Origin of the sequence: Lentzea sp. NEAU-D7 (assembly GCF_026242055.1) — a bacterium.
Classification (GTDB): Bacteria; Actinomycetota; Actinomycetes; order Mycobacteriales; family Pseudonocardiaceae; genus Lentzea.
The window spans coordinates 137,311-163,079 of record NZ_JAPJDL010000012.1 but is presented as its reverse complement, the minus strand read 5'-3'; the positions used below and the strand labels follow the sequence as shown (position 1 = coordinate 163,079).

Here is a 25,769-nt window from a genome sequence, read left to right as displayed (position 1 = left end):
CCCCGATGTCCTGCTGCTCACCGCAGCGCGGCGGGCAACGTGAACGCGATGTCCTCGCGTGCGACCCGCACCTCGTCGACCTCGACCCGGCCGAGGGAGCTCAGCGCGGCGATCAGGCGCTGGACCAGTGGTTCCGGTGTGGACGCGGCTGCCGTCACACCAACGCGCGCGACGCCGCGCAGCAATGCCGGATCGAGCTCGGTCGCGTCCTCGACGAGCACCGCCGGCGCACCCGACCTGGTCGTGACCTCGACGAGCCGGTTGGCGTTGGACGACGTGCGGGAGCCCACGACGATCACCAGGTCCACGCCGGCCGCGACCGCGCGGACCGCATGCTGCCGGTTGGTGGTGGCGTAGCAGATGTCCTCGCCACGCGGCCCTTTCGCGTCGGGGAACCGGTGCCGCAGCGCGGTCACGATTTCGCCGACCTCGTCGGCGGCCAGCGTGGTCTGGGTCAGGAACGCGACGTCGTGCGGGTCGCGGACCTCGAGGCGGTCGACGTCCTCCACCGTCTCGACCAGGTGCATCACGCCGGGAGCCTCGCCGAGGGTGCCCTCGCTCTCCTCGTGGCCGGCGTGACCGATGTAGGCGATCGTCCGCCCCTCCCGCGCGTGCTGGCGTGCCTCGGAGTGCACCTTGGCGACCAGCGGGCAGGTGGCGTCGATCGTGACCAATCGCCGCTCGGCCGCCGCCTGGCGCACCGCGGGGGACACCCCGTGTGCGGAGAACACGACCGCGGCGCCTTCGGGCACCTCGTCGACCGAGTCGACGAACACGGCGCCCCGTGCGGTGAGGTCCGCGACGATGTGTTCGTTGTGGACGATCTGCTTGCGCACGTAGAGCGGTGCCCCGAAGCGCTCGAGCGCCAGCTCGACGATCTCGACGGCGCGGTCCACCCCGGCGCAGGCCGACCGCGGAGCGGCCAGCACGACGCTGCGGTCGGCGTGCGCGCCGCACCACCGTTCGACCGCGGCGGCCACGCCCGCCAGCCGGTCGTCCTCGTGCGGCAGCACGATGGTGGGCACCGGCACGGGTTCGCCGTCGCCACGAGCGGGCACGCCGACCGCTCGCAACGCCGCCACCAGCAGGTCGGCACCGTCGACCGTCACCTCGCTGGACGCCCCGCGGCGCAGCGCGAGCGACGGCGTCGCCGTGGGCCGGCTCGGCATCTCCGTGGTGGGGCGGCACGTGACGTCCGGAAGGCGTCGGGCGATGGCGGCCTCGGCCAGCGGCTCGTCGCTGTAGAGCAGCAGCGCGGTCATGACTCGTCCTCGTCGGCGATGCGCAGCGCTTCTTCGATGAGCGTCTCCACGATCTGGTGCTCGGGAACGGTCTTGACGACCTCGCCCTTGACGAAGATCTGGCCCTTGCCGTTGCCGGAGGCCACGCCCAGATCGGCCTCGCGGGCCTCACCGGGACCGTTGACCACGCAGCCCATGACCGCTATCCGCAGCGGGGTCTCGATGCCCTCGAGCCCGGCCGTGACCTCTTCGGTGAGCTTGTAGACGTCGACCTGGGCGCGTCCGCAGGACGGGCAGGACACGATCTCCAGCTTGCGCGGCCTCAGGTTCAGCGACTGCAGGATCTGGGTGCCGACCTTCACCTCCTCGACCGGAGGAGCGGACAGCGACACCCGGATCGTGTCGCCTATCCCCTGCCGCAGCAGGGCGCTGAACGCCACGGCGGACTTGATGGTGCCCTGGAACGCGGGTCCGGCCTCGGTGACGCCGAGGTGCAGCGGGTAGTCGCACCGCTCGGCGAGGATCTCGTAGGCGCGCACCACCGTCATCGGATCGTGGTGCTTGACGGAGATCTTCAGGTCGTGGAAGTCGTGCTCGGCGAACAGCGACGCCTCCCACAGCGCGGACTCGGCCAGCGCCTCCGGTGTCGCCCTGCCGTGCTTGCGCAGCAGGCGCGGGTCGAGTGAGCCGGCGTTCACGCCGATGCGGATGGGCGTACCGCGGTCACGGGCGGCGGACGCGATCTCGGCGATCCGGTCGTCGAACTTCTTGATGTTGCCGGGGTTCACCCGCACCGCCGCGCAGCCGGCCTCGATGGCGGCGAACACGTACTTCGGCTGGAAGTGGATGTCCGCGACGACGGGGATCTGCGACTTGCGCGCGATCTCCGGCAGTGCGTCCGCGTCGTCCTGCGACGGGCAGGCCACCCGCACGATGTCGCACCCCGCCGCGGTCAGCTCGGCGATCTGCTGCAGCGTGGAGTTCACGTCCGCGGTGACGGTCGTGGTCATCGACTGCACGGACACCGGGTGATCGCTGCCGACACCGACCGCGCCGACCCTCAGCTGACGGGTGGCGCGCCTCGGCACGGTCTCGTTCAACGTCGCGGTGGTCATGGCGTTCACCTCCCGGTGGAAGACGGTTGCTCACCGACGTGCCAGCACAGGAGTGCACGGGCCGCGTCGGCGATGGAGGAACCGGTCAGACCGAGGCCGGCGAGGAGGGCCTGGCGGGAGCCGTGCGGCTGGAACGCGGCCTCGATGGCGAGCGTGCGCGCGGGCGTGGTCACCCGCTGGTCGCTGAGCGACTGCAGGAACGCGGTGCCGACGCCGCCGGTGCGGGAGTTGTCCTCGACCGACACCGCGACCCGGTGGTCCGCGGCCATGGCCGCGACCGCGGGTGGCAGGGGGTGGACCCACTTCGGATCGACGACCGTGACGGTGATCCCCTCGGTCTCCAGCTCCTCCGCCGCGCTGAGGCACTCGCTGGCCATCACACCGACCGCGACGATCAGCACGTCCCGCGGCGCACTCGGGTGCGCTTCGCCGTGCAGGACGTCCACACCGTCGCAGACGGTCGCCTCCAGGTCCTCGGGCAGCTGGCCCTTGGGGAACCGCAGCGCGGTCGGGCCGGTGGCGGTCTCGAGGCAGTGCCGCAACGCCTGACGCAGCGTCGCGCCGTCGCGCGGCGCGCTGATCCGCATGTTGGGCACGATCCGCAACAGCGACAGGTCCCACATCCCGTGATGACTCGGGCCGTCCTCCCCCGTGATGCCGGACCGGTCCAGCACGAACGTCACCGGGCAGTCGTGCAGTCCGCAGTCCAGCAGGAGCTGGTCGAAGGCGCGGTTGAGGAACGTCGAGTAGATCGGCACCACCGGACGCAGTCCGGCCATCGCCATCGCCGCGCTGGACGTGACCGCGTGCTGCTCGGCCAGTCCGACGTCGAACACCCGCTCCGGGTGGCGCTCCGCGAACGCACCGAGTCCGACCGGGTGCATCATCGCCGCGGTGACGGCGACGATGTCGGGCCGGTCCTCGGCGAGCTCCAGCAGCTCGTCGGCGAACGCGCCCGTCCACGTGCCGCGACCGGACGCGGGGGCGGACTTCGCACGCTGCGGAGGTACCGCGTGGTGGTGGTCGACCAGGTCGGCCTCGGCGGGCGGATAGCCACGTCCCTTGACGGTCCGGCAGTGCACGAGCACCGGCCCGTTCACCGTCTTGGCCCGCTCGAACGCCTGCTCCAGCGCCGCGACGTCGTGGCCGTCGACAGGTCCCTCGTACCGCAGCCCGAGCTGTTCGAACAGGCCTGAGCCACCGGTGCTCTCGTTCAGCCGCCGGCTGACCGCACCGATCGTCGGGCTGTAGGAGCAGCCGTTGTCGTTCAGCACCACGATGACCCTGCGCCGGCCGTCCCCGATGTTGTTCAACGCCTCCCAGGCCATGCCCCCGGTCAGCGAGCCGTCGCCGAGGACGGCGACGACGTGGCGGTCCTCGACGTGCCGCACGACGTTGGCCTTCGCGAAACCGTCCGCATAGGACAGTGCGGTGGAGGCGTGGGAGTTCTCCACGAGGTCGTGCTCGGACTCCTTCCTGCTGGGATATCCCGACATCCCTCCGGCTCTGCGCAGCCGCACGAAGTCCGGCGAGCGTCCGGTGAGCATCTTGTGCACGTACGCCTGGTGCCCGGTGTCCCAGATGATCCGGTCGGCGGGCGACGAGAAGCTCCGGTGCAGCGCGAGCGTCAGTTCCACCACGCCGAGGTTGGATCCGAGGTGTCCGCCGGAGGCGACGACGTTCTCCACGAGGAACGCGCGGATGGCGTCGGCGAGCCCGAACAGCTCCGGCCGGCTCAACGCCTTGACATCAGCCGGATTTACACCGTCTGCCTCCCGCAATCGCGCCTCAAATAGGTCCTTCACTGCTACCTCCCATGTCAGTGATGACTGTTTTCAGGATGCGGAACACCCCAGAACAATCCGCCCGCCCGCCATCCGGAATTCCACTCAAAGTGGAGATGCACAGCCCCTCGCGCGCCCCCAAACAACGGCGATTCCTGCTCACCCGAAGCTAGCAGCGGCAAAAAGTGCCCGCAAATGAAGGGACGTCACCAGCCAAAGGGAGGCGATCCACCCGGATGCCGGTACCGGACATGATCGTTTTTACACGGCGTGACCGAACGGCCTTCTTGCCTCGCGCAAGTGGAGCAGGAGCCGCTGCGCGCCTTCGGAACGTAGTGATCAGACGGTGTCCCGATCCGCGCTTATAAATCTTGAAAACACGTCCATTGCTTTCACCGAATCAGCGCACAGGTTTATCGATCTTCGGATCGGTCACCGATGCGCACGCGAGCACTCGAAGACGTCTTCCCGCGCGCTTGGAATACCGCGCCCAGTCCGAACAGGACAACGAGGAAAGCCGCGGTGAGAAAGGCGGCGCGGTAGCCGCTCGCGGCGAGGACCGTGGCGTAGACGGCAACTCCGATCGCACCGCCGAGCAGGTGGTTCGCTGTTTCGAAGATGCCGGAGGCCAGGCCTTTTTCGTCGAGCGCCACATCAGCGACCGCCTCGTGCGTGGCCACGATGAACGCGGCGGGCAGCGCCGCGCCGAGCACGGCCAGCGGCGCCATGAGGTCGATCAGGTAGTTGGCCGGGACGGGTGCGCGGGCCAGCCAGAGCAGGGCGATGACGATGAGCACCGTCGTTCCCGACAGCACCGCTCGGGGAGACCAGCGGGCAAGAATCCTTGCCCCGAAACAGGAAACGACCAGAGCCACCACGTCCACCGGGAGCAGCGCCAGTCCGGCCTGCAACGCGCCGTAGCCCTGCGCGTTGCGCAAGAACAGCGTTCCGACGTAGACCACCGAGGTGAACGCGAGGGCGTCGGCCCCCACGGCCAGCGAAGCGGCACGCAGACTGCGCACGCGCAGAATCCCGAACCGGATCAGCGGGGCCGGCGTGCGCCGTTCCCAGAGGACGAACAGCACGAGCACCACCACGCCCAGGACGAGCGGTACGAGGGTGCGGACCGAGGCGACGCCTCCGTGCTCCACGCCGGTCAGTCCGAAGAGGACGGCCATCAGACCGGCGCTGACCAGCACGGCCCCGCCGAAGTCCAGCCGCACGGCAGGCCTGCCGTCCCGGGCCTCCGGCAGCACGCGCGGAGCAACGGCCGCGGAGATCAGGGCGGGCACGGTCATCAGGAGGAAGAGCCAGCGCCACCCCAGCAGGTCGGTGATCACGCCGCCCAGCAGCAGCCCGCTCATGATGCCCACCGTCGCCATCGCGGCGAGCAGGGACAACGCGCGAGTGCGTGCGGGGCCGGGCGGATACATGCTGCTGATCAGCGCGAGCGCCGCCGGCACGGCAGCGGCCGCCCCCAGGCCCTGCAACGCCCTCGCGGCGATCAACAGCCACAGCGCCTGCGCCGCCCCTGCCAGCAGCGAGCCGCAGGCGAACACCAGCATCCCGTGCACGAGCAGCCGCCGGCGTCCGTACAGGTCGCCGAGGCGCCCTCCCAGCAGCAGGGCACCACCGAAGGCCAGGCCGTAGGCGCTCAGCACCCATTGGGCGTCGATCGCCTCCGCCGCCAGGCCTTGCTGCAGGTCCGGCAAGGCGATCGCGACCGCCAGACCGTCAGCACCGATGAGGAAGTGCGCCGCACAGACCACGGCGAGGCCGAGGGCCGGCCGCGACTTGCTCGACGTGGAGGAGGATGCCGTCACCGGCTCGGGGTACCCACGCCGAGGCCGGTGAGGCACCGGCCAGCCGGACAGGTGAAATCGCGGCCGGGCCGCGCACCGGTCAGGTGCCGGTGCGTGCGGTGAGGAACTCGTTGTGCCGCAGGGCTCTGCCGACGATGCGGGTGTCCCCGACGGCGCCGTAGAAGCCCTGGCCGTAGCGCAGGGCGAACTGGGTGGCGCCGATGACGAACGGCCTGCCCTGGGTGGTGATCCCGCGCGAGTCCTCGGCGGCGTTGCGGGCGATCTTGGCGCCGTCGACGTACATGCTGGTGCGGCGGCCGTCGTTGACGATGGCGACGTGGGTCCAGCGGCCGACCGGGATCGCGTGGCTCCAGGAGGTGGGGTCGGCGTCGCCCGGGACCGGGTAGACGACGAACTGCAGGAAGCGTTCACCGGAGACGTTGAGGCTGCAGGTCGGTTCGTCGTCGGACCAGCCGCTGTGCTTGCCGGCGTCGCCCGCACGGCCTTCCCAGCTCAGCACGCCCATGAACGCGTGGTCGCCGACGAACGGGCTGGGGAGCTTGAGGAACGTCTCGATGGTGTAGCCGGACTCGAACTTCATGCTGTTGATAGGCGCGCTGGGCGAGGTGCGCAGGACGGCGCCGCGGTCCGGCCCCTTGCCACCGGCGAAGGAGAGGCTGGCGTGGGCGGGCTGAGCGTCGTGGTGGTCGGTCGACCACGTGAGGACGTCGGGCGCCCCGGCGTGCAGGTGCTCGACGGTGAGGTCGTTGCCCTTGCCGGACAGGTCGCGCGCGACGGTGCCGGGCAGCACGGGGCCGGGCGCCGCAGCGGCGAGTCCTTCCTGGTCGAAGCGCCAGTACGCGGCCGTGCCGCGGACGAGCACGGCGCGTGCGGGCCGGGGGTCCGGGAACGCGGGCGGGGCGAAACCGGCGAAGCGGTCGCGGAAGTCGATTTCGACGGTGAACCTGTCGGTCTCACCGCTGAGCTGTGCCGTCTCGGCTTCCGGGAGGGTGTCGCGGCGGGTCAGCAGCCACGGCGAGAAGGTCTCGACGTCGATCACGTTGCGGGCCAGGTCGAACGAGTAGAAGCGGACCATGCCCGCGCCGCCGTAGTAGCGCTCCTGGTAGTTGGTGATGTGCAGGTGCACCGGGTTGCCGTGGTCGTTGGTGAGCGTGACCCGCCCGGACGGCCAGTAGTGGCCGTTGAGGGTGAGGAAGATCTGGTCGTTGCGCCGGATCAGGTTGTCCCACAGGTACTTCCCGTGCGCGGACAACTCAGCCTGCGGCGAGCCGGCGACGAGGTCGTGGGTGGTGAGGATCGCGGGCAGCGCGCGGTGCTCGTCGAGCACGCGTTGTGCCCACTGCAATCCCTTGTCCGACACGCGCCAGTCCAGCGCGAGCAGCAGCCAGCGCCGGCCACCCGCGGTGATGACGTGGAAGCTGTTGTAGCCGTCGGGCGCGAAGCCGCCGAACGTCTTCATCCGGGCGAACCGACCAGGGCCGAACGTCCGCGAGTACGGCGTGGGACCGCGCTGGTCGTCGCCCCGCACGTCGTGGTTGCCGGCGAGCACGCTGTAGGGCACCTGTTCGCCGATCGCGCCGAAGACGGAGTCCGCGAGCCGCATCTCGTGCTCGGCGCCGTGCTCCGTCACGTCACCCAGGTGGGCCATGAACACGATGTTCGCTTCGCGGCGCCGTTTCGCGAGAGCACACAACGCTTCCCGCACGGGCTCCGGATCCGAGCCGCCCTCGTCCAGGAGGTACTGCGTGTCGGGCAGCACGGCGATCGTGAACCGCGAGTCGTCCGGAGAGGGGGCGCCCGTGGACGGCGCCGCCTCGGCCGCGGACGCGCCGAGCAGCGCGGCCGCGGCCGGTGCCGCGAAAGCCGCCTGCAGCAAAGTGCGGCGACCCAGAGCGGGTGTCGCGGAGTCCTGTGTCATGTCGTCCTGCTCCCCTGGCGGCGTCCGGTGCGAGGACAGCCTGCCAACCCCGGCCGGGCGGAACGTTGAACGAACACTGCACGCCGGCTTAAGTCTTGGGAGCGCTCTCCGAACCCGCGAACCTCAGCAAGGGGCGGCTCGACGCTAGCTGTGCGACTTCGGCGTCGCGGAACGCGCGCGGACGTTGCGCCAGCTCCAGGCCAGCAAGCCGAGCAGGAACAGTCCGGACAGGATCAAGCTCGTACCGGTGCTCCACCCGGACAGCGGCAGCCACCGCACGAGACCCCACACGACGCCCGCCGCGACCAGGGCCAAGCCCGCCGCCACGGACAAGGCGATGCGCAGCGGCGACGCGACGCTGTCCTCCGCCGCCTTCATGGCGCGGTCGCGAACCGGGTCGACGTAGCGCTCCAGCTTCGGGAACTCCGAGGCGAGCGTGACCAGGCCGGCGAGCACGAGCAGCAGCCCCGGGCCTGGCAGCACGAGCAAGGCGATTCCGACGAGGAGCAGCACCGCGCCCAGCACGATCACGCCCAGTCGCTTCATCGCACCCTCCCTGGTCGCCTCCAGTGTCTCGGATGCGGCTCACCACCACATCTCGAACCGCGGGCGCTGGGGCCGACCGGCTGCCTGGTCGGCCCCAGCGGAGTGAAAGCGGCGAGGAGGCGTTCAAGCCCGTTCAGGCCACACGAATCCACGCCGTGGACGGCGTGGCGATCGCGTGAGCACCGGTCGCGGGCATCATCAGAAGCGACAGCGCGAAAACTGCGGTGACGACAATTCTTCACATCATGTTTCCCCCTTTTTCTCGCTGCGGAAGTAATCAGTGGTAGGGCTTCACCCAGCAGCAACGCGAGTGCGACGACGAACGGCGTGCCGATCATCGTGATCTTCTTGCAGGTTCGGGTGGCGTTGTCCTTCATGCCTATCCCCCTTTCGTCCGAATGCGCATACGCGGTGGAGGTGGAACCGCAGAACCCCCACGTCCTCCTTCGCCGCCGGTCTCGTCGGCTGATGCGGACGTGGTGAACACGATGGGTCCCTGTTGTGTCGTGCCGTCACCCCGTCTGGCAATCGCCTGGTCAGCGGTCGTGAAGCGGTGCGCGGGCGGAGTAGGAAGGTGGCCGGGGAGGTGAGCATCGTGGCAACAGAGCTGCGTGTGCTCGGACAGGTCGAACTGCGGGTCGACGGCCAGCCGGTGGAGGTCGGTCCCGCACGGCAGCGATGTGTGCTGGCGATCCTGGTGGTGGAAGCGAACCGGCTCGTCACGGTGGAGCAGTTGCTGGAGCGGGTGTGGGCGGATCAGGTGCCCCACAGGGCCCGGTCGGTGGCCAGGAACTACGTGTCGCGGCTGCGACAGGCGCTGACGGGTGAGGTCACCGTCGTGCGGCGGGGCGGCGGCTACGTGCTGGAGGTGGATCCGGAGGCAGTGGACCTGCTCCGGTTCCGCCACCTCGTGCAGCAGGCCCGCAGCGCGGACGACGCGCGGGCGCTGACGCTGCTGGAGGAGGCGGCGGGGCTGTGGCGGGGTGAGCCGTTCGCCGGGTTGGACACCCCGTGGCTGGCCGCGGTGCGCACCGGCCTCGAGCAGGAACGCATCGCCGCCCGGCTGGACCACGTCGACGTCGCGTTGCGCTGCGGCCGGCACACCGAGGTCCTGCCCGAGCTGTTCGCACTGGCGGAGCAGGAAGACGTGGACGAACGCGTCGCCGCCCAGTTCATGCTCGCGCTGCACCGCGCCGGACGCACCACCGACGCGCTGGCCCACTACCGGCGACTGCGCGCCCGGCTGATCGACCAACTCGGCACCGGGCCCGGTACCGAGTTGCAGGACCTGCACCAGCGCATCCTCGACGCCGACCCCGCCCTCGTCCCACCCTCGGCAGCGACCGCGCGAGAGACAGCGGCGAAGGCGGAACAGCCGGTACCCCGGCAACTGCCCGCACCACCGCGGTGGTTCACCGGCCGCAGCGACGAACTGGCCCGCCTGGACCACGCCCTGTCGGACGGTGCGAGAACACCGGCGGCGACAGTGGTGATCTCGGCGATCGGAGGGGCGGGCGGGATCGGCAAGACCTGGCTCGCGCTGACGTGGGCGCACCACCAGGCCGGGCGGTTCCCCGACGGGCAGCTGTTCACCGATCTGCACGGTTCAGCCCGACGCAGGAGCCGATGGCTCCCGAGGTCGCGGTGCGTGGCTTCCTCGACGCCCTGGGAGTGGAGCCCGGCCGCATTCCGACCGACCTGGACGCGCAGGCGGCGCTGTACCGGAGCTTGGTGGCGGGAAGGCGGATGCTGGTCGTGCTGGACAACGCCGCCACCGCCGAGCAGGTGGTCCCGCTGCTGCCGGGCAGCCCGACCTGCACCGTGTTGATCACCAGCCGCGTCAGGCTCGCCTCCCTGATCGACCGGCACGGCACCAGCCATCTGCAACTGGACGTGCTGTCGCGGCAGGAGGCTCGCGCCCTGCTGTCCGCACGCCTCGGCACGGGTCGCGTCGCCGCCGAATCCGACACCGTCGACGAGCTGGTCGAGCTGTGCGGCGGTTACCCACTGGCCCTGTCCATCACCGCCCGTGTCGCTGCCACCCGCCCCGGTCTCCCCCTGGCCGAGGTCGCCGCCGAGCTGCGCGAGCTCGGCTTGGAGATGCTCGACCACCACGCCGACCCGGCCGCGAGCCTGCCCGCGGTGCTGTCGTGGTCGCTGCGCCGGCTCACCGACGAGCAGCGCACCACGTTCGAGCTGCTGGGTGTCGCGCCCGGCCCTGACACCACCCTGCCCGCCGTGGTCGCTCTCACGAGCCTGTCCTCGGCCCTCGCGCGCAAAGCGCTGTCAGCACTGGAGGAAGCGTCTCTGCTCGAACGGCGACCGGGCGGCCGGTACGTGATGCACGACCTGGTCCGGGCGTATGCCGCCACCTCCGCCGCCCACGACCTGCCCGGTGACGGGATGGAGGCGGCATTGGTGCGGGTGATGGACTTCTACCTGCACACCGCCTTCGCCGCGGACCGCCTGCTGTATCCCGAACGGCCACTCGTACAGCCCGACCCGTCCGCACCCGGCGTGCACCCACATCCGCTGCCCGACCCCGTGGCCGCGGCGAGCTGGCTCCAGGCCGAGCACCCCACCCTGCTGGCCGCCCAGCACGCCGCCGCAGCCCTGGGCCGCCACCACGTCGTCTGGCACCTGGCCTGGACACTGCACACCTTCCTCTTCTGGCGGGGGCACCTGCGCGACGCGGTCGCCATGTGGCAAAGCGCGCTGGACGCCGCCGTCCACCTGCCCCAGCCCGCCACCCGCAGTCGCGCTCACCGGCTCCTCGGTACCGTCTGCGCCATGCTGGGCCTGCACGACGAGGCCACCGGGCACCTGGACCAGGCCCTCGCCCTGGCTGTGCGCCACCACGACCTCACTGAACAGGCACACACCCAGGAGACGCTCGCACGCGCCTGGGAGCTGCGGGGAGACGACCGGCGGGCGCTGGACCACGCCCGGGACGCCCTCGACCTCCGCCGCGCACTCGGCCAGCCGGTGTGGGAAGCGAACACGCTCAACACCGTCGGCTGGTACGCGGCGCGCGTAGGCGACTTCGACACCGCCCGCGATCACTGCCAGGCCGCCCTCGCACTGAACCGGCAGCACCACGACTCACGGGGTGAGGCCGGCACCCTGGACAGCCTCGGGCTCATCGCGCACCGCACCGGCGACCACCGGCAGGCCGTCGACCACTACCAGCAGGCCGTCACCCTGTATCGCACGCTCGGCAACACCTACTCCGTCGCGGACTCCCTCGACAGCGCGGGCCGTCCCCACGCCGCACTCGGACAACACGACCAGGCCCGCGCGGTCTGGCAGGAGGCACTGGCGCTGTACCAGGACCAAGGCCGCGACGACGACGCCGCGCGGGTGCAACGACAGCTCGACGGCCTTGGTCCAGCACTGGAACCGATCAGGCCGTCAGGCGCGGTCGAGACGACATAGCGCGCTGCGTGCCGAAACCGCGGCCAGCCAGGGCGAGCGGCCGATGCCTGTCGTGGCGCCGCGTCGCAGCACGGGCATACTCGCGGCATGGTGGAGGATCTTTCGCTCACCGACTACCAGCTCGGGCTGCGCGCGCGGTTCCTCGCGGCGCCCGTGGTGGCGCCGCCGCAGCCTTGGCGGCCTGCCGAGTCCCCTGTGGTCGCAGTGGGCGGGCTGCTCGGAGTCGGGTTCGGCGTCGATCCTGGTGGTGGGCGCGATCTGGTGCTGGTGGCGTCCTCGCAGGGGCTCGGGTTGCTCGACGGCGTGACCGGGGAACGGGTGGCCCGGGACCGCGAGGCTGATCTGGGATGGCCTGACAACGACCTGACCTGCCAAGGGATCGGGGTGCTCGCAGGGCGTCGCGTGCCGATCGCCGGGCTGGCAGGCGGTGGGTTGCACAGCGGGGCCGACAGGTGGTCGGTGGACGTGGTCAGTCCTGACTGGCCGCACGACAGGGTGTTGTTGTCGAGCGGAAGTCTGCACAGCGGTGAGCACGGCGTGGACTGGTGGCACATCTTTCATTCACGCCACTCCGAGTTGCGCGCTGCTGGGTTCTCACCTTCCGGGAGGACGTTGGTGGTGGCCACCAGCAGCGACGTCACCCTGTGGACCCGGGCCTGACCTCACCGCTCAGGCCGGGTCGGTGCGGTCCAGCTTCGCCGCCAGCACCCTGAAGTGGGGCAAGGTGGACCACGCCTCGTGGTCGCCGATGACGTACAGGCGGTGCTTCGCCCGGCTGACCGCCACGTTGAGCAGGTTGGGTTTGGACGCCGCCCACCTCCGGGCGCCGGGCCGGTCGGGCGCGCCGCCCAGTACGAGGACGACGACGTCCGCCTGCTTGCCCTGGACGGCGTGCACCGTGCCGGCCACCAGGCCCCGGTGCCTCTCGGTCCGGGTCGCCACCTGGCGGGCGATGTCGCGGAACGGGCCAATCACCAGGACGTCGGACATGTCGAAGTCCAGTTTCGCGAGCGTGTCGAGGACGCGGTCGAGCCGAACGCCTTCGCCGGGGATCCAGTGGCCCTGGGCGGCGTCGCCCGGTACGTCGATCCACTTCGACTCCGGCAGGCTCGGGTACTTCTCGGCGAACCGCCTGCCCGGCGCCGGTGCGGTGCCGTCGATCATCAGGCCGTCGTAGGCGACGGCGTTGACGATCTCGAACATCGGCTGGTCGCAGCGGCGGTGCACGGTCAGCGGAATCCCGACCCAGGTGGGGGCGTCGTCACCGGGCAGCGAGGTGCCGAGCTGGGTGAGCCGGTCAGCCAGTCGCTGCACGGAGGTGTGGCTGGTCAGCCACTGCTCGTCGACGCCGAACTCCTGCCGGATTGCCTGTTCCGCGCGGAACGGGAGGGCGTTGATCGGCTCCAGCTGGAGGGGATCGCCCACGACGACGGCCCGCCGCGCCCGCCACAACGCGCCCGCGGCGTTCTGCGGCGCCGCCTGGCCCGCCTCGTCGATCAACAGCCACCCCAGCGCCTCCCGGCCGAGGTGGCCGAACAGCCGAGCGTAGGAGGCGAACGTCGTCGACACGACCGGGACCACGAAGAACAGGCTCTGCCACGCGGCGAGCACCGCGTCGGGGTCGACGTCGCGGGGTACCTCACCGCTGACCACGTCCACGGCCGCCTGGAGGCTCTGCCGCATCTCTGTGGGCCTGTGGCGCAGGAACGCCTTGTGCAGAGCCAAAGCCGCTATGAACAGGGCGCTTCGCGCGGTGTTCCACTCGGCATCGGTCCACAGGGCGGCGAGCTCCCGGCGGTCGCGGTCGTGCCACCACGTGGTGTCGGGGTAGTGCCGGCCGAGTGCCGCGGCGGCGTCGGAGAGCCGGCCACCGAGAACGCCGAGTTCCTCCTCCAGTGCCTGCAGTTTCGCCTCGGCGTGGGCCTGGGCGTGTTCAGCCGAGGTCCGTTCCCGGTTGGCGGCCGCGACCGCGCGCCGTGCCGTCTCCAACGGCTCGTGGTGGACCTCCGGCACGGGTATCCCGGCGGCCAGCTTTCGCCGCACGGATTCCGCGTCGTGCGCGGCGGCGTCGAGGTCCCGCAGGGCTGCGTCGATCTCCCACTGGACCGCGGCGAGCTCCTGGTGCGCGGAGGCCAGGTCGTGTTGGGCGGCGACGACCTGCTGAGCCAGCCATCTGTCCTTTGTGGACCACGTGCGCTTCGCGCCGCCCAATGTGCACAGGGTCGCCAGCCATCCCGGCCGGGTGTCCTGGTGGGCGCCGTGAGCGTTCCAGCGCTCGGTGGTTTCGCGCTCGTGCGACTGGACTTTGCGTTCCGCGGCGGCACGGCGCCCGGACCTGAGCCGCTCGACGACGCCCTTCCGGTCGCGGGCGACGTCCTCGGCGGCGGCCAGGCGGTCACGTGCCGACTGTTCGTCCTTCGCCTGCTGGAGCAACGCGATGCGGTCGGCCTCCGCTTCGCGCACGCGTTCGGCGGCGGCCGACTCGGCACACCGCGCCCGCGCCGCGTCGAGGCGCCGCCCGGCTTCAGCGACCGCTTCCCGCTGGTCCGCCACCCCGGCCGCCAGAACGCCGTGGCGTTCGAGCGCCTGGTGCACGGCGGCGCGCTCGGTCCGCAGTTCCTCGACCCGCGCCTCAGCGTTCCTGAACTCCTCGACGGCGGCCGCCCACGTGGTGTCCGGCGTCTCCAGCTCGTACTTCTTCAGCACCAGCATCATCCCGCACCAGTCGTCGGGCTTCTTGTCGTCCGGCTTGTGGAACCAGAAGCTGTCGACGAACCGGCCGCGGTTCTTCTTGTTGCCCAGCTTGGCCGCGACCAGTGCCCAGCCCACGGGATCCTGGCCGGCGGCGGACGTGTCCTCCGGCTCGCTCTCCGCGTCTGGCGCGAGCAACGCGGTGGCGATGTCCGCGAAGTAGTCCACCTCGGCGGCGCGCTCCCGCCAGGAGTCGTCGATGGCGTCCGCGGAGGGGATCTCGTCGGTCACGTTCTCCACGGCGACGTTGTTCGTCGAAGCCAGGACCATCTCGAACCCGGTCAGCTCGGGATTCCACTGGTGGATCACACGTTTGCGTTCGCCGGTGCGCCAGTTGAACCGGCGGCCGGTGAAAGCCTTCCCCGGTTCCGGCAGGGCCGCGAGACGCTGCGCCCTCGTCACGACCAGGTGCGCGACGAGGTCGCGGAGCATCGTGGTCTTGCCCGTTCCCGGCGGCCCGTTGACCCCGATGAGCCCTTCCTCGTCCTGCAGACCCGAGGCGGTGATCACGGCCAGCTGCTGGCTCAACGCCAGCGCGTGCGCCGCGTTGCTCGGCCATCGACCGCCCGGGACCCGTTGCGGCGCGGTGCTCGCCAGCACGTGGTCCAGCCGCTCGCGCACGTCGATCCGACGGCCGACTGAGATCTCCGCCTCGGGCCGCAGGTACTCCCGCAGCGCCCCGCCGGCATCGCCCTTCTCCGCCTGTTCGGCGACCAGGGCCAGGTCGCTCATGACGAAGCTGTTGAGGAAGTCGTGTCCGCCCGGGTTGTCGGCCTTGCGGCGGGCCACGATCTGGCTGCTGATCCGGATGTCCGCCGCCGCGAGGACCCCGGACGTACCTGTCACACCGACGGCGATCTCCAGGCACCGTGCGAGGTCGGCGAAGTCCAGCACGCGCAGCACGTGCTGCGGTGACGTCTTCTCGTCCCCCGGTTGCACCGAGTCGGTGACGAAGTCCCGCCATTCCGCGGTGAAGTCGAGCATGGCGTCCTGCAACCGCGACAACCAGTCGGGTCCGCAGCCCTGCGACCGGTGCACCTCGCCGGTGGCCCAGGCACAACTGGACAACACCTCGGAGTTGAGCAGCGCCCGGCCGTCCTCGCCGACCAGGAACGCGGCGACCGCGCTGTCCCCGCCGGGACGTTCGTCGTAGCTCTCCTGGTCCGGCTCGAAGACCTGCGACAGCACGTCGAACACCTCGGTGCGGCGGTAGATGCCGAGGTACACCGTGTGGCGCCAGGCCTGCTCCGGCTTGAGCTGCCACTGGGCGAGCTCGTGCTCCGGTTGCCAGGGCAGCGGCTGTCCCGGTCGCGCCACGAACATCCGCTGCTCCCGGTCGGGCTTGTCGACCTTCTGCGGACTGAACATCTCGACCGTCCGCCAGAACTCGACCACCCGCGCCCGCGTGACGTCCGCCCTCGGCCCCAACACGTACTCCGATCGTCGCTGTCCAAACGAAGGCGATCAGACTAGCGCTCCTGATCATGTCGGTCCCGCCGATCGGAGAAGTCCGGCCGGAGTGGAAACTTCCGGGGGCAGCCTCGCGGCACGGCCGGTCGGGTGATGTCTCGTACGGGGCGGCTGGACGACCCCTCGACTGGACACACTGGAGAGGTGAGCCGTGGAAGGCGTACCCACAACGACGTGGCGGGCACTGTCGCCGGCGCGCTGATCCAGACCGGCACCCTCACGGGCGGGGTGCACGTGCATCCACCGAGCGACTCCCCGCTCGTCCCCAGGCAACTGCCCGCACCACCGCGAATGTTCACCGGTCGCGCCAACGAGCTCACGGCTCTCACCGCCGAACTGGACGCCAACAACGAGCCCGGTGCGACGGTCGTGATCTCCGCGATCGGCGGGACAGGGGGAATCGGCAAGACCTGGCTCGCGCTCCACTGGGCTCACCAGCACCTCGACCGGTTCCCCGACGGCCAGTTGTACATCGACCTGCGGGGGTTCGCTCCGGGTGGCGTCCCGGTCTCCTCCGCGGCGGCGTTGCGCTGCTTCCTCGATGCGCTGGGGGTCGGCCCGGCCGCGATCCCGGTCCAGCTGGACGCGCAGATGGGCCTGTACCGCAGTCTCGTCGCGGGCAGGCACATGCTGATCCTGATCGACAACGCACCCGACACCGAGCACATCGTCCCGTTGTTGCCGGGCAGCCCGACGTGTGCGGTGCTGGTCACCAGCCGCCGGTCGCTCACCGGGTTGATCACCACGCACGGTGCGCAGTCGCTGAACCTGGACGTGCTGACCGGTGGCGAGGCCCGGGAGCTGCTCGCGCGTCACCTCGGTGAGGACCGGTTGGCCGCGGAGCCTGTCGCGGTGGCCGATCTGGTGGACTGCTGCGCCGGTCTGCCGCTGGCGCTCAAGCTCGTCGCCGTCAGGGCGGCGCGTCACGGCGACTTCCCGCTCCGCGTCCTCGCCGAGGAGCTGCACGACCACGCCGCTCGCCTGGACGGGCTGAACAGCGAGGACACGAACTCGGGCATCAGAGCCGTCTTCTCCTGGTCGTACGACGCCCTGCCCGCCCCGGCCGCGGCGCTGTACGGGCTGCTGGGCCTCGCCCCGGCGTCCGACATCAGCCTGCCCGCCGTCACCAGCCTCGCGGCGATGCCGGCCGCCGACGTCGCGGGGTTGTTGCGCGAACTCGAGGACAGCCATCTGGTGACACAGCGGGCACCTGGCCGCTACCAGATGCACGACCTCATCCGCCTGCACGCCGCCGAACGGTGCCCAGCGGCCGCCCGTGCTCCGGCTCTGCGCAGGTTGGTGGACTACTACCTGCACGGCGCCTATGCGGGTGACCGGATGCTCTATCCCCACCGGCAGCCGATCAACCTCGCCCCGCCCTCGTCCGGCGTCTGCCTGACCTCGTTGCGAGACGAGGCCTCGGCACTGCGGTGGTTCGACGCGGAACGTCCCTGCATGCCTGCGATCCAGCGACTTGCAGCCGACCAGGGCTGGCACGACGTGGTGTGGCAGCTGGCTTGGGCACTGCACACCTACTACCTGCGTCGCGGGCACCTGCACGAGCAGGTCTCCGCGTGGAGGTTGGGCCTGCGCGCGGCCGCCGAGATCGACGACACGGCGGTTCTCGCGCTGGCGCACCGACGGCTCGGGCAGGCCAAAGCGCGGATCGGGGAGCACGACGAGGCGTTGCGCCACCTGCGGGACTCGCTGCGCCTCGCCGAGGAAGCCGGTGACGTGCCGGGCCAGGCGCACACCCACCTCGCGCTCATGCGCTCCTGGGAACAGATGCACGACGACTGCCAGGCGCTGGCGCACGCCTCGCAGGCCCTCCGGCTGTACGAACGGGACGGAACACCGGTCTGGCAGGCCGAGGCGCTCAACGCGGTCGCCTGGTTCGAGGCCCGGCTGGGAAACCACTCGGAGGCCGGGGCGCACTGCCGCGAGGCGATGCGGGTGTTCGACGAACACCACTACCTCGAAGGAACGGCCAACTCGTCCGACACCTTGGGCTACATCGCCTACCAGGCCGGTCGCTACGCCGAAGCGCTGCACTCCTACGAGCACGCGATAGCGCTGTACCGCGAGATCGGCCACATCTACTTCGAGGCCGACACCCTCGCGCACCTCGGCCAGGCGATGCTGGCGGCTGGACGCCGGGCCGACGCCGAGAGGACCTGGCGACGGTGCCTGGAGCTGTACCAGACGCAGCACCGCGTCAGCGCGGCCGACCTGATGCGGGAGCGGCTGACCGCGGCCTTCACCGGCTCGTCGAACGGCGCTCAGCCGGCGGCGCGCTGCGGCGCGGTCAGCCGGCCGGACGGGGTCTCGTAGCCCTCGGCGAGATAGGCGTCCAGTCGCCGGCGACGCTCCGCGATCTGCTGTTCCTGCCGCAGGAGTTCGTCGCGGACCTTCTGGACGCGCGCCAGGAGTGCGGCGCAGTCGCCACGCGGGTGCTCGTTCTGGGCGCACGGCAGGACGTCCCGGACCACGTCGGACGACAGACCGGCGTGGAACAGGTCCTGGACGAACGCGACGACCTCGACCGACTCGGGAGGGTACTCGCGGTAGCCGTTGGGCCGGCGCTCGCTGCGCAGCAGGCCCTGCTCCTCGTAGTAGCGCAGTGCCCGGCTGCTGACGCCGGTCGCCTTGCTCAACTCGCCGATGCGCATGGGCCAGTTCACCTTGACCTTGACGTCAACGTCAAGGTTTAGCGTCGAGACCATGACCACTGCAGCGCAGATGCGCGACAAGTTCGCCGTCGTCACCGGCGCCTCCACCGGCATCGGGGCGGCTGTCGCCGAGCGGCTGGCCGCCGCCGGAATGCACCTCGTCCTGGTCGCCCGCGGCGCCGACAAGCTCGATAAGGCGGCCGAGCGGCTGACCCGGCGTCACGGGGTGACCGTGCGCACCGTCCCGCTCGACCTCGCCACCGCCGACGCGCCGACGCGGCTGGCCAGGACGTTGGCCGATCAGGGAATCGAGGTGGAGGTGCTGGTCAACAACGCCGGTGTCAGCTCGCGAGGGCCGGTGATCGACGGCGATCCGGCCCGGTTCCGGTCCCTGATCGACGTCAACGTCACCGCGTTGACCGAGCTCACGGCTCTGCTGATGCCCGCGATGGTCGCCCGTGGCCGCGGAGCCGTCGTCACCATCGCGAGCACCGGGGCGTACATGCCCGCCCCCTACCTGGCGGTGTACGCGGCGACGAAGGCGTACGTCGTCTCGTTCACCCGCGCGCTGTGGGCCGAGACCCGCGGCACCGGTGTCCGGGTGGTGGCGGTCAGTCCCGGCCCCACGAGGACGCCGATGAACACCCGCGCCACGCGGAGCCCCGAGACCGTCGCCGACACCGTGTTCCGCGCTCTGTCAGGCAACGGACCGGCGGTCATCGACGGCAGGGCCAACGCGCTGATCGCGTTCTTGTTCGGCAGGGTTCTGCCGACGCGCGTCGGCCTCGCCGTCGCGCGTCGGATCATGGCCAGAGGCGGTGTCCAGCAGGACACCGTTCCCGCCTGACGTCTACAGCTCCCGCTCGGCCTCGGCCGCCTTGGACACGACCGCGGCCCGTTCGGCCGCGGTGAACCTGCCCGCGCTGACGAAGGCGTCGGCGAGGGCCGTGACCGCGCTGACGAACCGCCCGTGGTCGGGGAAGGGCGCCTGGTCCCAGAGCAGGTCCAGGAAGGTCGGGCCGTCGGTGCCGGGTGAGACGACGCCTTCGACGGGGACGTCGTAGCGCGGCAGGCCGTCGTTCCGCTTGCGGTTGGGCACGCCGGTGTCGACGGAGCCGAAGACGACCGTCGGTTCGACCCGCCGGAAGTACGAGGACGCGGGCCGGCTGTCGCTGATGTGGTAGGGCCGCAACGTGAACCCGCCCGCGGTGAACGTCGGGTCGCCGGCCGCCGTGACCGCGCCGGCCCTGATCGCGGCGCGGCCGTAGTCGCCGTCCCGCTTGAGGTGGCGGTACAGCGACAGCTCGGGGAACGCCCCGCCGCCCAGGAACTGCAGCAGCACCGGGCCCCAGAAGACCGCCTGGGTGTCGGGGCGGTCGGGTGCCCGCTCGATCCGCAGGCCGAACGGCATCCGGATCCCCACCACGTCGCCGCGCCGCCAGTCCCGGCTCAGCGTCACGTAGGTGCCGGGCCGCGCGTCGACGTCCTGCGCCTGGCCGTTGACGGTCACGGTGAAGCCGAGTCGCGCCCACGCTGGCACCCGCAGCTCGAGGTCCAGCCTGCCCGCACCGTCCACGGTGAGCTCCGCGTGGTCCTGGCGCGGGAAGGAGGTCCGCTGCGTGACGGTGAAACCCCGCTCCGGCCAGGTGAGCGTGGCGGGGACGTAGAGGTTGACCCACAGCGCGCCGCCGTCGGCCGAGCGGAGGAAGACCGTCTCCTGGTACTTCGTGTGGTTCTCCAGGCCGGTGCCGCCGCAGCACGTTCCCGTGTTGCCGTAGCTGCGCACGACGCCCGGGCTCACCGGCTGGAAGTAGGTCACCTGCGGGTCGCCGGTGGCCGTGGTGTCGGCGCGCGACCCCGTGATCATGTTGAACAGGCCGCGCTCGTAGTAGTCCATGTACGCCGGGTCGTGCTCGTGCAGGAACAGGTTGCGGGCCAGCTTGAGGAGGTTGTAGGTCGTGCAGGTCTCCGCGCCGCTCGTGGCGATGGCGTTCGCGACGTTGCCGCGGTTCTGGAACAGCTCGAGGTTGTTGTTGGAACCGGGGTAGTTCCCGCCCACGCCACCGTGGGCGAACATGCGGCCAGGGACGACCTTGCCGAAGAAGTTCTTCGCCGCGGTGAAGTACTCCTGGCCGCCGCCGCGCTCGTAGACGCTGAGGTAGCCGACGAACTGCGGCACGTGCGTGTTGGCGTACAGCCGCTCGGGGCGAAGGCGGCCGGGACGGTTCTGCGGGGTGACGACGAGGGTGTCCCGGTTCTGCACGCAGGCGCCGAACAGCGACTCCCGGTTGTCGAAGCACCGGGCGGTCTCCAGGTGCTTGCCGTCGCCGGTGAGGTGGCCGATCTCCGGGAAGACCTCGTTCGCGCCGCCGAACTCGCCGCCGATGTAGAGGTCCCACATGCGGTTGAGGTCGTCGCGGGTCAGCGGGCCGGCGTAGCCGGGGTGGTTCTTGTCGCCGACGGTGAGCGCCAGGTGCGCCCAGTCCGCCATCTTCGTCACGACGTCGAGGGCCTGGGCGTTGCCGGTGTTGTAGTACGCGTCGAGCAGACCGCGCATGATCTTGTGCTGGGTGTACCAGGGCGCCCACGTGTTCGTCTGCGCGTTGCCGCCGTAGACCGCCCAGCGCGGCGGGCCCAGGCGCAGCACCGCGTCCTCCGGGATCGCGCCGAGGTAGCCGGGGAAGGTCGGGACCCAGTCCGCGGGCCCGCCGGAGGGGGCGGCCACGACACCCGCGTCCCGGTTGTTGGGCGAGGCGTCCTCCAGCGTCGTGCCTTCCGGCGTGGTCCGCCAGCCGTGCCGCCTGGTCGTGCGCGAGTCGACCTCCGCCCTCGGCCGCTCCTGACCTCGCGCCGCCCGGAAGGTATCGCCGCACCGCCGACTCCAGCCGGTGGCGACAACGCGAAGGTGGCACTCCCGTTCCCACCGAAAACTCGTCCCTGGCAGGCACTTCGCCACCGGACGACGATCGGTCGCATGACCACCATCTTCATCACCGGCGCCAACAAGGGCCTCGGCCGCGAGGCCGCCCGGCGTCTCGTCGATCTCGGCCACACCGTGCTGACCGGTGCTCGTGATCCCGAACGGGGCGAGGAAGCGGCCGCCGCCGTCGGGGCGAGGTTCGTCCAGATCGACGTCACCGACGACGCGTCCGTCGCGGCCGCGGCGGCGAACGTCGCCGAGCACGAGGGCCACATCGACGTCCTGATCAACAACGCCGGCGTGAGCGGCGCGCACGGTGCGTCCGCCGAGACCCTCACCGGGACCGACGTGCTGGACGTCTTCGACGTCAACGTCGCCGGGGTCGTCCGCACGACCACCGCCTTCCTCCCGTTGCTGCGCAAGTCGACGGATCCCGCCATCGTCAACGTCAGCAGCGGAATGGGTTCGTTCACGCACACGCACGACCCGGAGCGCGCGGAGGGCAGGACCGTCGCGCCGATCTACACGGCGTCCAAGGCGGCGCTGACGATGCTCACCACCCAGTACGCCAAGGCGTTGCCGGACATCCGGGTCAACGCGGCCGACCCCGGCTACACGGCGACCGACCTCAACGGTCACAGCGGCCCGCAGACGGTCTCCGAGGGGACGGACGCCATCGTCCAGCTCGCCACCGAGGAACGCGGCTCCGGAACCGGACGCGTCATCGACCGGTACGGCTCCGTCGCCTGGTGATCAGCACGGGCGGCCCTGCCGAACCGGACGGGCCGCCCGCACCGGTCAACGAGCCACGTCGTGCTCCGGCCGGACCTGCCCGTTGCCCGCGACGAACGCGAGTCGAAGCCGGGTCTCGTCCTCGCTGCCCGGCGCGGCGGACAACACGACGATCTTCAGCTCCAGATCCCCGTCGGTCAGCACGTCGCAGGTCACGTCCACCGGCCCGACGCAGCGATGGTGGATCGTCTTGCTGTCCTCGCGATGAGCTCCGACCGTGCCCAGCGCCCACAGCTCGGCGAACCTCCGGTTGCCCTCGATCAGGTCCGCGACCAAGGCACGCAGCCTGACGTCAGCGGGATAGCGGCCGGTGGCACGCCTCAGGTCGGACACGACCGCCACCTCGGTCGCGGCGGCGTCCGAGGTGGCCACGGGCCACCCGCGAAGCAGCGGAGCGTCCGGCCGCACAGGAAAGGTGTCGCGGGCGAAGTTGCGCTGTCCCACCGGTATCGGCGCAGGGTCGCCGACCAGCGCTGCCCAGCCCCGGTTCCACCAGAGCAGCTGCCAGTCCGCCGCGAACACCGCCGTGGCCGTGTGCTCCAGGCCGGCGAGCACGCGCCGCACTCCTGGCGGGATGTGGTCGGAGATCGCGTCGTGCGCCGGGACGGCCAAGCGCACCAGCCGGTACAGGTGGTCGCGCTCGGCCACGCTGAGCTGCAACGCCCTCGCCAGCGAGGCGACCACCTGCTCCGACGGACTCGCCGACCGTCCCTGCTCCAAGCGGGTCAGGTAGTCGACGGAGATCCCGGCCAGCTCGGCGAGCTCCTCGCGGCGCAGGCCGGCCGCCCGCCGCGTCCGCCGGGCGGGGAGACCGGCCGCTTCCGGTCGCAGCCGGTCCCGCCACGCCCGGATCGTCGAACCCAGCGCAGCGTCGTCGTTGCTCATCACTCCAGTCTCGCGTGTCCGGCGCTCCTCGAGGTGGTACTGGTTGTCCTACCGTCGAGCGAGTCAGGTGCGGGTGGAGCCGGATCAGCGGTGCTGCTGAGCCTGGTGACGTTCCCGATCAGCCGTGTCGCGACCGACGCCGGGTTCCACCGGGTCGGGAGAGACGGCGGTCGCGTCGACGGATGTGGTGCGGGTGCGGATCCAGCTGGCGGTGACCGCGACCGCGAGCAGGGCAGCGACCACGCCGAGCGAGAACCAGGTGGGGATCTTGTAGAGGTCCAGCAGCAGCATCTTAACGCCGACCCACACGAGCACCAGGGCGAGTCCGAGCTTGAGGTAGACGAAGCGGTGCATCAGGTCGGCGAGCAGGAAGTACATGGCGCGCAGGCCGAGGATGGCGAAGGCGTTGGAAGTGAACACCAAGAACGGCTGCTGGGTGACGGCGAAGATCGCCGGGATGGAGTCGACGGCGAACACGACGTCGGTCACCTCGACCAGCACCAGCACCGCCAGCAGCGGGGTGGCCACCCAGCGACCAGCCTGGCGCACCAGGAACTTCTGCCCGTGGTACTGGTCGGTGACCGGGACGAGCTTGCGGAACAGCCTGAGCACCACGCTGCGTTCGGGATCGATGGTCTCGTTGCGGTGCATCGCCATCCGGATGCCCGTGGCCACGAGGAACGCGCCGAACACGTACAGGACCCACGCGAAGGACGCGATCAGCACAGAGCCCGCCGCGATGAACACCGCCCGGAACACCAACGCGCCGAGCACCCCGTAGAACAGCACCCGGTGCTGGTACTCCCGCGGCACGGCGAAGTAGCCGAAGATGATCGCGAAGACGAAGACGTTGTCCACGGCGAGGGACTTCTCGATCACGTAGCCGGCGAAGTACTGGGCGGCGAACTCGGCACCCCAGGCCCACCACACGACCGCGCCGAACCCGAGGCCGAGCGCGACCCACACCGCCGACCAGACGGCGGCCTCGCGCACACCGACCACGTGAGCGCGGCGGTGGGCGAACAGGTCTACCGCGAGCATCGCCAGGATCGCACCGAGCACCGCGGCCCACGCCCACAGCGGAACAACCACGACAAGCACCTCCGGTCACGTCAGGTGAACCGGAGGTCTCCCCGACCACCGGCCGAGACGCACTCGGAACGCAGCGCGTCGTGCACGGTGGCACCGGGACCGGACAACCGCGGAGCTGTCGTGATGACGATCCCGGACGAGGTGGGTACTCCCCTCCGCACGGCCAGAATGACGAACCACAGTTCGCCTGTCAAGGCTTGACCGACGAAGCAGGCTTCGTCAATCTCGAAGTGAGGCCTGCTCGCGGTCTCACGGGTCCCCACTCGCGGAACGCTGGTCTTCAATGCCCGCCCGCTGCGCAAAACTCCTCTACGCCATCGACGCCACCGATCCCTCGCCCGCCACCGAACTTCCCGCGGCGGCCCACCTGATCGCCGACCACGGCCGGCTCGTGCTCGCCGTGCTGCACCCACCACCAGGCTTGACGCTCAACGCCCGGCTGATCGCCTGGCAGCAGGCCCGTCGCCACCAGATCACCGCCACCGTGCTCGCTCCCCTCCTGTCACACCCCGCGACCGCGGGGCTCAGCGAGCGGAACGTGCGGATCCACACCGCCGCGTGGACTCACCGTCGCGGGCCGGGCAGCCGGCATCGTCGCGTGGCCACCGCCTTGCTGCGGCTGTGCCGCAGCCACGACGCCGACTTGCTGGTCCTACCCGCTCACAGTCGACTCCTCACCCCTCCGGCTCACCGGTACCTGCTCGGCCGCGCACCGGCGGGGCTGCGGATCCGGCGCGCCGACGAGCACGTCGCGCCCACCGCCTTGCTGGTGTGATCACGCCCGATCGAGCAGCCCCGGAACCGGTGTCGGCGACGCGCAGATGGCCTATGGTCGGCGCATGCGGTCTGCCGAGCCTCCGATCGATCCCGCCGTCCCCGCCATCGCGGAGACCACCCCGGCAGAGTCCGACCCCGCGACCTCCGGCACGGCGGACCAGCGGACCGGACCGCAGGCGCCAGGGGGGTCGTGGACCTTCCTGAGCAACCACGCGCACGTGCTGCTGTGCCTGTCCGCGGACCCTCACCAGACCCTGCCCGTGATCGCCGAGCAGGTCGGCATCACCAGCCGGGCGGTCCAGCTCATCCTCACCGACCTCATCCAGGGCGGCTACGTCGAGCGCACGAAGGTCGGGCGCCGCAACCACTACCGCATCAACGCCGACGGCCACCTGCGCCACCCGTTGGAAGCCCACCACCGCATCGCCGACCTCATCGCCGCCGTCGGCCCCGCGAGCACCGGCACCGACAGCGGCACCGCCCCGGCTCCGTCGCGCCGCCGCACCGGCTGATGCCGGACATGCACCTCACCGCGTTTCCGGCGTAGCGCT

The 25,769-nt window shown here is 70.9% G+C and carries 20 protein-coding genes; 8 read left to right on the top strand and 12 right to left on the bottom strand.

Annotation, left to right across the window (positions count from 1 at the left end; all coding sequences use genetic code 11):
- Positions 1-17 precede the first annotated feature (17 nt).
- From ispH to ORI60_RS24545, 6 genes are all read right to left on the bottom strand, one after another.
- Positions 18-1,262, bottom strand: coding sequence for a 4-hydroxy-3-methylbut-2-enyl diphosphate reductase (gene ispH, locus ORI60_RS24570; RefSeq protein ID WP_266040167.1), 1,245 nt, complete (start codon positions 1,260-1,262; stop codon positions 18-20).
- Positions 1,259-2,356, bottom strand: coding sequence for a flavodoxin-dependent (E)-4-hydroxy-3-methylbut-2-enyl-diphosphate synthase (gene ispG / locus ORI60_RS24565; RefSeq protein WP_266040166.1), 1,098 nt, complete (start codon positions 2,354-2,356; stop codon positions 1,259-1,261). The genes ispH and ispG overlap by 4 nt, the downstream gene beginning before the upstream one ends.
- 5 nt (positions 2,357-2,361) lie before the next feature.
- Entirely contained in the window at positions 2,362-4,161 is a 1,800-nt protein-coding gene (locus tag ORI60_RS24560; RefSeq protein ID WP_266040165.1) for a 1-deoxy-D-xylulose-5-phosphate synthase, read from the bottom strand.
- Between the two features lie 392 nt (positions 4,162-4,553).
- Positions 4,554-5,963, bottom strand: coding sequence for an MFS transporter (locus ORI60_RS24555; RefSeq protein WP_266040163.1), 1,410 nt, complete (start codon positions 5,961-5,963; stop codon positions 4,554-4,556).
- A 79-nt stretch (positions 5,964-6,042) separates the two neighbouring features.
- Complete coding sequence (locus ORI60_RS24550; protein ID WP_266040161.1) at positions 6,043-7,881, bottom strand: LamG-like jellyroll fold domain-containing protein; 1,839 nt, start codon at positions 7,879-7,881, stop codon at positions 6,043-6,045.
- Between the two features lie 144 nt (positions 7,882-8,025).
- Positions 8,026-8,427 carry a PGPGW domain-containing protein gene (locus ORI60_RS24545; protein WP_266040160.1) on the bottom strand — a complete coding sequence of 134 codons (402 nt, stop codon included), beginning with the start codon at positions 8,425-8,427 and terminating at the stop codon, positions 8,026-8,028.
- 595 nt (positions 8,428-9,022) lie between these two features.
- On the opposite strand from ORI60_RS24545, the gene ORI60_RS44630 reads away from it, so the two are divergent.
- The 3 genes from ORI60_RS44630 to ORI60_RS24535 all read left to right on the top strand — a co-directional run bounded on the left by ORI60_RS44630 (position 9,023) and on the right by ORI60_RS24535 (position 12,522).
- Positions 9,023-10,255 carry an AfsR/SARP family transcriptional regulator gene (locus ORI60_RS44630; RefSeq protein ID WP_323055936.1) on the top strand — a complete coding sequence of 411 codons (1,233 nt, stop codon included), beginning with the start codon at positions 9,023-9,025 and terminating at the stop codon, positions 10,253-10,255.
- Complete coding sequence (locus ORI60_RS44625) at positions 10,174-11,862, top strand: tetratricopeptide repeat protein (RefSeq protein ID WP_323055937.1); 1,689 nt, start codon at positions 10,174-10,176, stop codon at positions 11,860-11,862. The genes ORI60_RS44630 and ORI60_RS44625 overlap by 82 nt, the downstream gene beginning before the upstream one ends.
- Before the next feature lie 87 nt (positions 11,863-11,949).
- Entirely contained in the window at positions 11,950-12,522 is a 573-nt protein-coding gene (locus tag ORI60_RS24535) for a hypothetical protein (RefSeq protein ID WP_266040159.1), read from the top strand.
- A gap of 9 nt (positions 12,523-12,531) precedes the next feature.
- Here ORI60_RS24535 and ORI60_RS24530 read toward each other — a convergent pair whose 3' ends face one another.
- Positions 12,532-16,044, bottom strand: coding sequence for an AAA domain-containing protein (locus ORI60_RS24530; protein ID WP_266040158.1), 3,513 nt, complete (start codon positions 16,042-16,044; stop codon positions 12,532-12,534).
- A 213-nt stretch (positions 16,045-16,257) separates the two neighbouring features.
- Between ORI60_RS24530 and ORI60_RS24525 the strand changes: the two genes are divergently transcribed.
- Positions 16,258-18,414 carry a tetratricopeptide repeat protein gene (locus ORI60_RS24525; RefSeq protein ID WP_266040156.1) on the top strand — a complete coding sequence of 719 codons (2,157 nt, stop codon included), beginning with the start codon at positions 16,258-16,260 and terminating at the stop codon, positions 18,412-18,414.
- On the opposite strand, the gene ORI60_RS24520 is transcribed toward ORI60_RS24525, so the two are convergent.
- The gene (locus ORI60_RS24520; protein WP_266040155.1) at positions 18,363-18,752 is read right to left on the bottom strand and encodes a MerR family transcriptional regulator; all 390 of its coding nucleotides are present in this window, start codon (positions 18,750-18,752) and stop codon (positions 18,363-18,365) included. The two genes, ORI60_RS24525 and ORI60_RS24520, sit on opposite strands and share 52 nt — an antisense overlap.
- Positions 18,753-18,804: 52 nt before the next feature.
- Here ORI60_RS24520 and ORI60_RS24515 point away from each other — a divergent pair, with 52 nt between their 5' ends.
- Complete coding sequence (locus ORI60_RS24515) at positions 18,805-19,599, top strand: SDR family NAD(P)-dependent oxidoreductase (RefSeq protein WP_266040153.1); 795 nt, start codon at positions 18,805-18,807, stop codon at positions 19,597-19,599.
- 3 nt (positions 19,600-19,602) lie between these two features.
- Here ORI60_RS24515 and ORI60_RS24510 read toward each other — a convergent pair whose 3' ends face one another.
- Positions 19,603-21,708, bottom strand: coding sequence for a beta-L-arabinofuranosidase domain-containing protein (locus tag ORI60_RS24510; protein WP_266040151.1), 2,106 nt, complete (start codon positions 21,706-21,708; stop codon positions 19,603-19,605).
- A gap of 18 nt (positions 21,709-21,726) precedes the next feature.
- On the opposite strand from ORI60_RS24510, the gene ORI60_RS24505 reads away from it, so the two are divergent.
- Positions 21,727-22,425: an SDR family NAD(P)-dependent oxidoreductase gene (locus ORI60_RS24505; RefSeq protein WP_266040150.1), complete on the top strand. Its 699-nt coding sequence runs from the start codon at positions 21,727-21,729 to the stop codon at positions 22,423-22,425.
- Between the two features lie 45 nt (positions 22,426-22,470).
- Here the strand turns inward: ORI60_RS24505 and ORI60_RS24500 are convergent, their stop codons facing one another.
- The 3 genes from ORI60_RS24500 to ORI60_RS24490 all read right to left on the bottom strand — a co-directional run bounded on the left by ORI60_RS24500 (position 22,471) and on the right by ORI60_RS24490 (position 24,602).
- Complete coding sequence (locus ORI60_RS24500; RefSeq protein WP_266040149.1) at positions 22,471-23,349, bottom strand: helix-turn-helix domain-containing protein; 879 nt, start codon at positions 23,347-23,349, stop codon at positions 22,471-22,473.
- Between the two features lie 84 nt (positions 23,350-23,433).
- The gene (locus tag ORI60_RS24495; RefSeq protein ID WP_266040147.1) at positions 23,434-24,441 is read right to left on the bottom strand and encodes a TerC family protein; all 1,008 of its coding nucleotides are present in this window, start codon (positions 24,439-24,441) and stop codon (positions 23,434-23,436) included.
- A 20-nt stretch (positions 24,442-24,461) separates the two neighbouring features.
- A complete protein-coding gene (locus ORI60_RS24490) occupies positions 24,462-24,602 on the bottom strand; it encodes a hypothetical protein (protein ID WP_266040146.1) in 141 nt (46 codons plus the stop codon).
- Between the two features lie 122 nt (positions 24,603-24,724).
- Here ORI60_RS24490 and ORI60_RS24485 point away from each other — a divergent pair, with 122 nt between their 5' ends.
- The gene (locus ORI60_RS24485; RefSeq protein WP_266040145.1) at positions 24,725-25,216 is read left to right on the top strand and encodes a hypothetical protein; all 492 of its coding nucleotides are present in this window, start codon (positions 24,725-24,727) and stop codon (positions 25,214-25,216) included.
- Between the two features lie 64 nt (positions 25,217-25,280).
- Positions 25,281-25,730: a helix-turn-helix transcriptional regulator gene (locus ORI60_RS24480; RefSeq protein WP_266040143.1), complete on the top strand. Its 450-nt coding sequence runs from the start codon at positions 25,281-25,283 to the stop codon at positions 25,728-25,730.
- The last annotated feature ends 39 nt before the right edge of the window (positions 25,731-25,769 follow it).